Source organism: Halorhabdus rudnickae (assembly GCF_900880625.1).
GTDB classification, from domain to species: domain Archaea; phylum Halobacteriota; class Halobacteria; order Halobacteriales; family Haloarculaceae; genus Halorhabdus; species Halorhabdus rudnickae.
The window spans coordinates 72,934-84,925 of record NZ_CAAHFB010000004.1 but is presented as its reverse complement, the minus strand read 5'-3'; the positions used below and the strand labels follow the sequence as shown (position 1 = coordinate 84,925).

The 11,992-nt window shown below is 54.3% G+C and carries 8 protein-coding genes; all 8 read right to left on the bottom strand.

What is annotated here, in order from left to right; genetic code table 11:
• Window positions 1-152: 152 nt before the first annotated feature.
• Entirely contained in the window at window positions 153-1,118 is a 966-nt protein-coding gene (locus tag BN2694_RS12620) for a BadF/BadG/BcrA/BcrD ATPase family protein (protein ID WP_135666044.1), read from the bottom strand.
• Between the two features lie 283 nt (window positions 1,119-1,401).
• Window positions 1,402-2,532 carry an ABC transporter ATP-binding protein gene (locus tag BN2694_RS12615; protein ID WP_135666042.1) on the bottom strand — a complete coding sequence of 377 codons (1,131 nt, stop codon included), beginning with the start codon at window positions 2,530-2,532 and terminating at the stop codon, window positions 1,402-1,404.
• 116 nt (window positions 2,533-2,648) lie between these two features.
• On the bottom strand, window positions 2,649-4,238 hold the full coding sequence (gene nagZ, locus BN2694_RS12610; protein ID WP_135666039.1) for a beta-N-acetylhexosaminidase: 1,590 nt from the start codon (window positions 4,236-4,238) through the stop codon (window positions 2,649-2,651).
• Window positions 4,239-4,313: 75 nt separating this feature from the next.
• Complete coding sequence (locus BN2694_RS12605; RefSeq protein WP_394346587.1) at window positions 4,314-5,174, bottom strand: carbohydrate ABC transporter permease; 861 nt, start codon at window positions 5,172-5,174, stop codon at window positions 4,314-4,316.
• Between the two features lie 55 nt (window positions 5,175-5,229).
• Window positions 5,230-6,090: a carbohydrate ABC transporter permease gene (locus tag BN2694_RS12600; RefSeq protein WP_135666432.1), complete on the bottom strand. Its 861-nt coding sequence runs from the start codon at window positions 6,088-6,090 to the stop codon at window positions 5,230-5,232.
• Window positions 6,091-6,408: 318 nt separating this feature from the next.
• Window positions 6,409-7,755, bottom strand: coding sequence for an extracellular solute-binding protein (locus BN2694_RS12595; protein ID WP_135666035.1), 1,347 nt, complete (start codon window positions 7,753-7,755; stop codon window positions 6,409-6,411).
• Between the two features lie 61 nt (window positions 7,756-7,816).
• Window positions 7,817-8,989, bottom strand: coding sequence for an N-acetylglucosamine-6-phosphate deacetylase (gene nagA, locus BN2694_RS12590; protein WP_135666033.1), 1,173 nt, complete (start codon window positions 8,987-8,989; stop codon window positions 7,817-7,819).
• A 1-nt stretch (window position 8,990) separates the two neighbouring features.
• On the bottom strand, window positions 8,991-10,004 hold the full coding sequence (locus tag BN2694_RS12585) for an SIS domain-containing protein (RefSeq protein WP_135666031.1): 1,014 nt from the start codon (window positions 10,002-10,004) through the stop codon (window positions 8,991-8,993).
• Window positions 10,005-11,992 lie beyond the last annotated feature (1,988 nt).

Below are 11,992 nucleotides of genomic sequence, written 5' to 3'. Positions count from 1 at the left end.
GCTGCGTGAGGTAGGTGATTTGGACTAGCACACAGTGGCCACTGCATGCAGCCGCTGCGAACCCATGACCAATGGCCGACTGTATTCATCTTACCCAGAAAATATGACTACTGCCGGATTCGGTTGGAGACACATGACTGGTGAGATCCACATTATGATCGGGACTCATCGATAGCTTGATCGAGTGTGTCGAGCCGGCTTCGAGTGGCGTCAAGTCCGGCTTTGCTGGCAGCCAGCCCGACGCTGCCAACGACCGGATGAGCGATTGGATCCACAAGAGTTGCGTCCGGAAGAAGCCGATCGATCTCGCGGGAAAACGCTTCAGTGACGGGACCAGCCCTTCCGAATCCCCCGAGACAGCCGACAGGAACGGGGGTCTCGATGTCGAGTCGAGCCTGTATCGTTTCGGCCGCCAACGCCAACTCCATGCCCGCAGTGTGGACGATGTCCTGAGCAACCTCGTCGCCCGCTTTTGCCGCGGCGATGACTTCTTTAGCGAACGAGGCGATGTCTTTTGGATGCTCGATATCCTGGTAGGCATACGAGAGGACGTCGTCGAACGACGCGAGATCGAAATGCTCACAGGCACCATCGACGAGTGAAGTCGTCTTCGCTCGATCATCCTGCGCGCGTGTAGCAGCTTGTAGTCCTCGCCTTGCAACGTCGAATCCGCTGCCTTCATCACCAATGAGCCATCCCCATCCGCCGACACGGTGAGAGTCCCCGTCTCGAGTTCTTCCATAGGCGACTGATCCTGTCCCTGAAATGACAGTGATCCCACGTCGATCAGGGAACAACGACTCGTGAGCTACGACGACATCGTTCTCGATAATATAGTCCTCGACAGCGTTGATATCGGACAGAAACTCGCTAATAATCGTCCGATCGCGTTGGCTGTCGAGTCCGCTCAGTCCGAACCCCCCGACGACGTGTTCGTCCGTGGAACCGTCTGGTAACGCACGCTCGATGGCTGTCTGTATGTTCTGCCTCGCAGTGTCGACGCCAACCGCAGTATATCGACCTGGACCACTCTGTCCAGTTCCCTGGAGTCTAAATGCTTCATCGACCGCCACACAGAGGGTTTTCGTTCCTCCGGAGTCAACGCCGATCAACAACATAGGTTCGAAGCGTCTCGCTGGGAATAGACCACGTCACTTACGGCCCAATGACGCGCCCCACGTGCCCGAGGGAGGCGAATGTTACGGGCAGTGTGGCAAATAACAGATGGAGACCATGCCCGAGATCTTGAGGACCTTCGAGAGGGCCGACTGTAGTCACCAGGGCTGGAGATTCCTGTAACCGTGAAACGAGAACAATCCAGACTCATTGATGCTCGGAATTTTTGTGTGTATGAACTACCGTCATTGTGTGTTGAATGCGATATATGGTCAGTGGACGTACTCAGGCGGCGATGAGTGAAGTGTCTTCGAGTTCTGTTTCGCTGTTCTTGATCGCTTCGCCGGTCTCGGGGTCGAATAGATGGATAGCGTCCTCGGAGAACTCCAAGCCGATCTCGGACTGGCTTGCTAAGTCGACGCCACCGTCGACGGTGACTGTGATCTGTCTCCCATTGACTTCGGTATAAACGTGTGAAAGGTCACCGAGTGGTTCCACGACATCGACAGTCGCTGTCATGACGTCTTTCTTTCCAGTACTCTCAGTCAACGTGATGTCTTCCGGACGGATCCCGAGAGTAACTGAATCGTATCCGTCCAGTAACGATGCAGTCTCGGGCGAGAGCGCATATTCGAAGTCGTCGTGAACCAACCGACCCGACTCACACTGGACATCGACGAAGTTCGTCGACGGAGAGCCGATAAATCCGGCGACAAATTTGTTGGCCGGGCGGTGATAGCACTCCAGAGGGGTGCCGATCTGCTGGAGTTCCCCGTCGTTGAGAATCGCGATGCGATCGCCCATCGTCATTGCTTCGGTCTGGTCGTGTGTAACGTAGATGGTCGTGACGCCGAGTTCGTTTTGCAGACTTTTGAGTTCAGTCCGCATTTTGGTCCGCAACTTGGCGTCAAGGTTCGAGAGTGGTTCGTCCATGAGGAACACCTCCGGATCACGGACGATCGCCCGGCCGAGAGCTACCCGTTGTTGTTGGCCACCAGATAGTTCGCTCGGTTCGTCATCCAGAAGTTCACTGATACCCATCATCTCTGCGACTTCCTCAACACGGGTTCCGATCGTATCTTTGGACAAGTCTGTCGTCATCTTCAGCCCGAAAGAGATGTTTTCCCGAGCCGTCATATGCGGGTACAGCGCGTAGTTTTGAAATACCATCGCGATATCTCGGTTCCGAGGCTCTTTGCCAGTCACGGAGTCGCCTTCGATCCGAATATCACCAGTTGTGGCCGTCTCAAGTCCGGCAATCATCCGGAGTGTCGTCGACTTCCCGCACCCTGACGGGCCGACGAGGACGAGGAATTCCCCGTCCTCTAGCGAGAGGTTGACATCCTCGACTGCAGTGATCGTACTATCACCGTCGGGGAACTCCTTGACGAGATGCTCCAACTCTAGCTGGGCCATACGTTACTCACCAAGTTTGCAACCATAGTATATAAGAGTTGGTGGTTACCGACGGAAAGTATCGACCAATGACACCCAAACACATCCGGATTCGATCAACGCTGCAATGCTCGCCCTCAGGTCTGCTCTGAGAGTGCGACAGGTGCCACACGTGTCGGATCGACATCCCCGGCAAGAGCCGCCGACACGGCATCCAGCGCCGCTGGCGAGTATCCATACGTGGTCAGGTACGTCCCGACGTCGGGAAAGGCCATGAGGTCGTAGGGGTTTCGGACAGCGAGAACGACCGGGTCAAGAGCGTCTTCGAGAAGTGACTGGACGTACGCAGCTTGCCAGTCGTTGTCCCGTGCGTCGTAGGTGACGACGAGCAACTGATCGATTTCGTCGATCGGTGCGTCAGTGGATGCTTCCTCACGAGAGACAGTCCGTGAGCGGACGTCAAATCCCGCCCTCGAGAGTGCATCGTAGACGAGGGTGGGTGAATATCTGCCGTCCTCGGCGTTCGATCCACGGTCTCCAGGAAAGCCAACCACGTCCACCGGCCGGGAGCGATCAAACGGGAGCAATCCACTATCGTCACGAACGCACGTAACGCCACACCGGGCGATCCGGTCAGCTACCTCGCTCGACACGGCTGCAGTGTCTTTCCATGACTGTTCGATGTCGTTCGGTGCCCCGACATCGCGTTGTGACTTGTACGAGAGAATACGTTCGAGCGATCGGTCGATTCGAGCCTCGGAGATCCGTCCGGCACGCACAGCCTCGATAACGGCCTCAATAGCCGCCCGTTGTCGCTGGGGCGTATGTGATACCATAACCAGATCACAGCCGGCTTCGACTGCCTGGATCGCTCCTTCGGCGACGCCGATATCACCGGCGATCGCGTCCATTTCGAGACAATCAGTGACGATCAGACCATCGAAACCCAGTTGCTCACGAAGGAGCCCCGTCTGGACCGTTTTCGAAACGGTTGCTGGCAGTTCAGCCGAGCCGGTGATCGCCGGAAATGCGACATGTGTCGTCATGATAGCGTCGATACCGCCTTCGATAGCCGCACGGAACGGGACGAATTCGATGCTGTCGAGTCGTTGCCGGTCGTGATCGACAACCGGGAGGCCGAGATGAGAATCCGTCGCCGTATCACCGTGGCCAGGAAAATGCTTCCCGCAGGCGAGAACATCTGCGGACTGCATCCCAAGAGCCATCGCTGTCCCGAGTTCGGATACCACATCTGGATCCTCAGCGAACGATCGGACGCCGATAACGGGGTTGTCCGGATTGTTGTTGACATCCAGGACCGGGGCTAAATTCATCGTGATACCGAGGCTGCGAAGTTCGGCTCCAACTGCCGCCCCAGCACGGGTAGCGAGATCGGCGTCACCGCATGCGCCCAGCATCATTTGGCTTGGAAGTTGTGAACCCCAGTCGAGTCGGGAAACGACCCCACCCTCCTGATCCGTTGCGATGAGCAGTGGTTGCTGCCCCTTCGCTTTCTCACTAGTTGCAATCGACTGTAACGTCGTCGAGAGTTCAGTAACCTGGTCAGGTGTGTCAATATTCCGGCTAAAATAGATTACGCCGCCGAGATTGTACTCTGTGATAAGATTTCGAATCGATTCTGTCGGTGTTGCTCCTTCAAAACCCGCGATGAATAACTGACCGACTTTCTGCTCGATAGACTGCTCGGACACGTTATGAGCGACCATGACGGCGAGTGACACCTGAAAGCTAATAAAACCTCATGTCGCACAGCAACGGTAATTCCGCCTCCGGCCGAGGTGTTACTGTTTGACGCTGCCGGAAGTGAGACCGGAGACGATCTGTCGCTGGAAAGCGACGAAGATGACCAGCAGTGGTACCGTTGCGAGAGAGGATGCGGCCATCATCTGACCCCAGAGCGTCTGGTCTTGCTGTTGGAACCGCTGGATTCCGATCGAGAACGGAGTGACGGGATCGTTTGCGAGGACAGAGGAGAACAGAACCTCATTGAACGCAAGCAGGAAGACGAACATCGCGGTCGCTGCCATGCCCGGGGCAGCAAGTGGCATGATGATTCTGAACAGCGCTTCAACGCGCGTACAGCCGTCGATGCGCGCAGCTTCCTCCAACGCTTCGGGGATCGTGTCGAAGTAGCCCCGAAGCATCCAGATGGTGAACGGGACCGTGAACGTTGTATAGAGGAATATCATCCCGTAATACGTGTCTTTCATCGGGATACTGGCTCCCTGCTCGATGAGGATAAACACCAGAAACATCGGAATGAGAATCAACACACCGGGGATCATCTGAGTTCCGAGGGCGAACATCTCGAATTTCCCCTTCCCGGGGAAGCTATACCGTGACAGCGAGTATGCCGCTAATCCGCCGATCAATAGCGAGAGTATCGTCGCAGCACCGGCCATGATCAGTCCGTTCATGTAGTACCGCATCAACGGGAACTGCTCGAACATGAGAAGATAGTTTTCCAGGCGGAACTGCTCCGGGAAAACACTGATACCGACCCGCATGATCTCGGTCCGGGACTTGAACGACGAGATGACCATCATGAAGATGGGGAACAACGCGAAAGTCAACAACAGAAGGATAACTGTCCGCGAGAGGGCAGTCATCAGAAGCTGTTTTCCGTGCGTCGAGAGTTGCATCTCCTCTGGGAGCAGTCCGTCTTCGTTTTCCTTACTTTGGATTGAATCGAGCACGTTAGATAGCACCTCCATCGTAGCTGCTGGCGACAACACGCTTATAGTAGATGTAAGCGATCGACATCGAGAACAAGAACAGCATCACACTGAGGGCTGCACCGATCCCATAGTTACTCTGTGAGAATCCGAAGTTATAGATGAGCAACATTAAAACGTTGCCCGAGTCGCTCGGCGACCCGCCGAGAATGACGTACGGCGTGGTAAAGTTGACGAACGTCCAGAGGACCAACAAGAGGAGGATGACCGCAGAGACGGGCTTGAGCTGTGGGAGCGTAACGTACCGGAACTTGCCCCACCAGCCAGCACCGTCGACTTCAGCGGCCTCATACAGTTGTTCCGGAATCGATTGCAAGCCCGCATAGAGCATGATGGCTGCATACGGGAAGTTGCGCCAGACGTTGGCGATGATGATAGCAAACAGCGAATTTGGACCGAGCAGCCAAAACAGCGAGTCCTCGATGAGGCCGACCTCCCGCAGCACCGCGTTGATAATTCCAGTGTCCGTCCGGAACATCATCTGCCAGGTGAGATACGTCGCAACGACCGGCGCAACGTACGGTACCAAAATCGCCGTCCTGGCAGCGAGTCGACCGCGAAAGTCAGTGTTGAGGGCCAGCGCTGCGATCAAGCCGAGAGTGTACACCCCGACAACAGTGCCGACTGTATAGAGGACAGTCACTTTCAACGAGTTCCAGAACTGCGCGCCGTAAATCGTGTCGGGCTGGAACACTTTGACGTAATGGGAAATCCCGATGAACGTCTCCGGACGGAACCACTCGGTATACACTAACGACGGGAACTCGAAGAAGCTCATCACGAGACCGAGTACGACCGGTATCCCGTGAACGAAAAGCATCAACAACAGCGCAGGGCCAATCAACTTGAGCGCGAAGCGTTTGTTGGCTGACAAGGAACTGAAGTACGGTACGTGAACCGACGGAAGCCATCCTCTGAGTTTTTGTATGATGGCCCGATGCACTGTTGGCACCATACGCATTCGGTTCCTATTCATAGTATTTATTTGTTTTTGTCTCCGGCGGACCGACACAGGGCGCTTGCGTCGACCGTAACCGAAATTGCGTATGTAGAACTCCCGAGAACGAGGCGGTATGGATACCCCAAAAACCACATGACGGCTCAAGTCGGTCACCGTGGCCCGATGGCCGAACGAACAAAGCTAATTCCCAAGTGCGCTGTTGGCCTGCGTTGCGGCTTGTTTCAGAGCCGTTTCGGTATCTCCCTTCGACCACGTACCCGTCGCGGCTTTCGTCAGAATGTCGGTCGTCGCGCTTTTGATTGCACCGGAGACGTCACCCCAACCAACGACCTGCGGTGCGGTCTTGGCATTCGTATTATTCAACACTTCGTTGTTGAACGTTTGATAGAGGTCTCCCTGGAACTCTTCTTTCTCGAATGATGATTTGATGGTCGGAAGGAACCCGGACCCTTTCGCCAGTTCGGCGTTTACCTTTGGCTTCATCAGGTACTTCAGGTACGTCGCAGCGGCGTCAGTCTTGTCCGTCCACGGATGAATGCCCATGAGATTGACACCGAAGAAAGTAGATGATTCACCGTTCGGTCCAGCAGGCGGCCTCCCGACGCCCAACTCCGTCTCGATACTGTTGGCAACCCGGAGTCCTTGCCATGTACTGGCAATACGTTTGCTCTTGAACGCGTTGTTTCTGGCAACACCGTTCCACTCAACCATGGATTTAGGAGAGACGTTGTGCTCGGTCGCGAGATCTTTGTAGAAGTTCATCGCTTCGACAGCCCTGTCGCTGTCGAATACCGCTTTCCCATCTTTGAGCATCTGCCCACCATTTTGCCAAACGAACATCATATAGTACTGAACGACGGCGAAATTGTTTGCACCAGGGATGCCAAAGAGATATCGAGTATTGTGTCCCTCTTTTTCCCACGCTTGGGCTTGTTTGTTGTATTTTTTCGCATGGGAGAGGAGTTCGTCCCAGGATTCTGGTGAGCCACTGATACCTGCTTCCTCAAGCAATGGCTGGTGGTAAACGTGTCCTCGAGGCCCCCAAAACCAAGGGAATCCAGCGGTAACACCGTCAAAGTTCCCAATTTCGGTCGGGGCATCGTAAATATCGTCGGTTGGCAGTTCGACACCAGCCTGACCGAGGTCCATCCACCCATCGGATTTGACCTGTTTGGGGAGCCACGTCGAAGCAATCTCTTCGACATCAGGTCCCGTCCGGGTCGAGATGCTGTTGTTTTGCTTCCGGCGTGCAACGTCCCATCCCATCGTCTCGAAATCAACCTCAATGCCGTGTTCTTTTTTCAGGATGGGGTTGTGCTTCTCGTAGAATGCTTCGAGGTGATCGTTGACGAAATGCCGGACTTGCAGAGTCGTCACGGCATTTGATTTCGTATCCGTCACCCCACCGCCATCAGTCTGTTGTTCGGTCGTACTGTTGCTCCCGCATCCAGCAAGCGCCACGACGCTTCCGAGACCGACGCTCTGGATAAACCGTCGACGGTTGCTGCTCCTGACTTTGTCCGCCATATGCGACCGTACATTCAAATTAATGATTTATATAATTGCCGGATCCGGTTGTGACACGATATCACTTACGCGAGGATGCTCGATAGACGACATCACCGTCGACAATAGTCAACACAGGAGAGTACTCGGAATCGAGGACCGTAATATCGGCAGCGTACCCAGGTTTCAGTCGGCCACGCCGGGACAGTCCCATCTGCGTGGCGGGATTCGTCGAGGCGGCACGAACGGCGATCTCAAAGGAGAGACCCACTTCGTCAACGAGATTGCGTACAGCCGTGTCCATAGTCAGTGTACTTCCAGCGAGACGGTTGGTCGATTTCAGCCTACTTTGTCCGTCTTCGACGACGATCGGTTTGCCACCAAGGGAGTACTCGCCGTCAGGTAGCCCTGTCTGTGGGATCGAATCAGTCACGAGGACCAGTGCATCCTCGTCTTTGGCACGAAATGCAAGTTCGATGGCGGCAGGGTGTACGTGCCGGAGATCAGCGATCAATTCGACACCGACCGCCGGTTCAGCAAGGGATGCTCCAAGAGGACCAGGATTGCGGTGATGGAGTTGCTTCATCCCGTTGTATAGATGAGTGACCAGCGAGATACCACGGTCGAAGGCCTGCACTGTCCGGTCGTACGTGCCACCGGTATGTCCCGCTGAAACGACGATTCCGTGCTCGCGCGCCCAGTCGATGACTGGAAACGCCCCGTCTAACTCCGGGGCAAGCGTGAGCCGGGAAATGCGGTTCCCCGAAGCGTCCTTCAACGCAGTGAGTTCCGAAATGCTGGGCTCGCGAAACACCTCCGGATCCTGGGCACCTTGTTGGTCACCCGGCGGAAAGTACGGACCTTCGAGATGCAATCCCTCGAGTTTGGCCCCGTCGAACCCACTCTCGGACGCGGACGCGAAGGCGTGGGCAGTCTCCAGAAGCGTCTCCTGAGAAGCGGACATTGTCGTCGGATAGACCGTTGTCACACCGTGTTGGGTGATCGCGTCTGTGAGGCCATGGAACGACTCGGGATCGTCCGTCGTCGTGTAGTGGCCGCCGTACCCGTGAGTGTGAAGGTCGACGAACCCGGGGACAGCAATGCCGTCGGAAACGACGACGTCGGCATCATTCGAAGAACACGCCTCAGAGACGTCTTTGATTTCGGAACCAACAATGTCAATAATTGCATTCTCGTATGCATACTCGGGTGTACAAGCCGTGCCTGCAAACAGTTTGAGTGAATTATCGACCATACTACTGGAGCGAGTCGAATGCAGATATTTCTACGTGCTTCGACAGCTGGGGTGGATTGTCCGGATCGTATCCGAGCGACATCGCACCGTTGTATGCGAGCCGCTGGGTGATCTTCAGCGGCTTGAGGACAGTCGACGATGTTGCAAGCGGGATTGAAGCCGTTGCTCGATATGACTCCTCGGCCGGATGAATGACGAGTGTTTCCGCACCTGCCTCATGTAAGTTCTCGATCATGTGCTGGTGGATTGTCGGCTCAACGTCACCCATTGCAAACAGCAAGGCCAAGTCACCATTCACGTTGGCTATCGGCCCGTGTCCGATCTCAAGAGTCGGTAACGGCGTCGCGTGTTGAAGCGTCGACTCTGCAAACTTCGTTGCTGCTTCGCCAGCCAACCCATAGTAGCTACCAGATCCGAGAGTATACAATCGGTCAGCTGTTTCGAGAAGGTCGACGGCTGCCGAGATGTCGACATCGAGAGCCTTCCGGGACTCTTTGGCCGCCGTAGAGAGGTCGTGGGAGGTCGAGCTGAGCCGGTCTGCAATCAGGTACATCGCGGTAACTGCACCGTCAACTGACTTCGTTGCCATAATAGCCTCTTCCGTACCCGCGGGAATCACGTACGAGACGTCGGTGATTCGGTCCAATGTCGAATCAGCACTGTTCGTAATGGCAGCCGTCTGAGCGCCGCGTGTGGCTGCAAGTTCGATAGCTTGTACAGTTTCGGTTGTCTCACCGGACTGGGATAGGCCAACGACCAATGTCTGATCGTCGACCGGGAAGTGTGCAGACGCGAATTCGGATGCAAACTCGACGCGCGCGTCGATGCCAACGTCGAACAAGAGGTATTGTCCGATAACTCCGGTCCAGTACGACGAACCGCAGCCGACGAAGTACACGCTATCAACCTGGTCGATGCGATCCGAGAGACCAGCGAGTGGTTCCCTATCCTCGACCATTTTTTCGATAACGGTACATCCCTCTCTGATCTCTGAATGTGACTGTGAACCCGGCATGAGAATCGGGTTGTCGTTAATAACATTAAAACCTACTGGTTAATCACGCGGCACGCTCGAACGCCAGTGCGTGAAAGCATTCATAAATCCTGGTCCAGCGACCAGGATGTGTGCAGTACATTGTAAATTGAATTGCACTCGACTATGGTGTCTGTAAGTGCCAGCATCGCCTGTATTCAGATCGCGCGTACAAATAAGTAAAGAATATCAAAAATATCGCCATAGAAAACACAAAAGATAATTGAAATGGGCATTTTAGTGGCCAGACATTGTGCATAATCGTTGCAGTTGATTATACACCCCGATGAAGAAATAGCATGAGCTACCAGGCAAGAAACCAGCCAGAAGGGAGGCGAGGCCCAAGATTCCGGTCGAAACCTGCCGGACGCGATCCGCAATCGGATTGTCACTTGGTCATATACCGTGGTTGCCAACAGATGACTGTGCACCACGATTACACTCCTTAACGATCCGAACAGATCGAACCTGGGCGGTATGTACGATCACCGTCGACACGCTTCGACGACTGATCGGAACGATACAAATAACAAGTGTACGTATGTTATTCCAAGTGGATTCCGAACCACACTCCGACGGGTTATCAATAGGTCCTCAAATTATATACACATTATACAAGAATTAACTTACACGCTCGGGCAACTACCGGCGGAGCCTTTTGCTGGGAAATGTACTCTTGCTGCCACCGATTGCAGTCGTACATACTCACTATAGGGGTCAGCGGACGCCGGTGGAGCTGAGGCGACCCGGACTTCGACCCTGCAACAAAACCACCAATTTTAAACACAATATATAAATCTGGTATTTTAGTTACCCCAATAGCTGAGAACTAGTCCACATATGCGTCGAGAAACCAATTTATAGCACGTTAACGGCATAATTTCGTCTCTCTTCGCAGTGGTCGTGGCAGTGATCCGGTAGTCGTGTCTCATATGGCGATTATAGCACTATGAGGACTTCTTATGCAACTTGCACACCATTTCTGGTTCGGCGCGACTCAAGTGATTTGAGAACAATGAGTTCGAAATTTGATCATGAAACGTATATTTTATGCAGTTCCGATTTTCCGCCGCTGCAACCTGTAACCGGAGCTTGAGTCGTTGTGGCACAGCCTGTGGATGACGGTCTCTGTCGAAGAGACACACAGCGGATGGGGTCTCGCGTTTCTCGTGGAATTCTTCCAGGAAATACTGGTCCACGCGGTCGAAGTCGTCGAATGCGGCGAAATGTGTGGTGATTCGTTCGTTTTCGAATTACTGGTTCCGCGAGTGCGGTCTGATGCGACGGATACCTACTGACTGGCTGTCGATCGGTTTTTTGCACCCACTCGTGGGCGACTTTGCGCGATTGCCCGGTACCAAAATACCAAAATCACGACGCTCTACTTAAAAATGATACTTCGGTCAACCACGGGCGAATGCCAAGCACCAGCAACTAGCGGGACATCCGCTCGCACGCCACAGAAGCTGACTCAAGCCAATCGCTATTGCCACTGGGCGAGTGATTTCGGATATAAAGCATCCGAAGGTGCGCCAACCTGACTCACACGCGTGAGTAAACGCCACCGGTTGTCATGGACCTAGCGGCTCGTGACAGCCCTACTTCGTGACGCTACCGGCGTATGCACCAAGAGTTGCATCAAGTCGAAGACTGAGAAATAGGACCACAAACGCTCTTACCGACCGTTGGGTTGGTTCACTCACCAAGGCAACGACGGCGATCGATGAGGTCCCCAGACAGCTCCTGACTCGAAAAGTGCGCCGTTATTTCTAACGTAACTGATGGTTCGAACGCACTCGCTTGATCATATTATATTCAAATTAAGGTAACATATGGATGCAGGTTTGGAATTATATGCTCGGCGGCTCAGCGGGAGTGAAGAAGCTGTATAGAGCAGAGATAGGTTCTACTATGCCACGATGACAGTCGCGACGGGGGAATGATGACGGTACTGTTTGATAAGATATGCA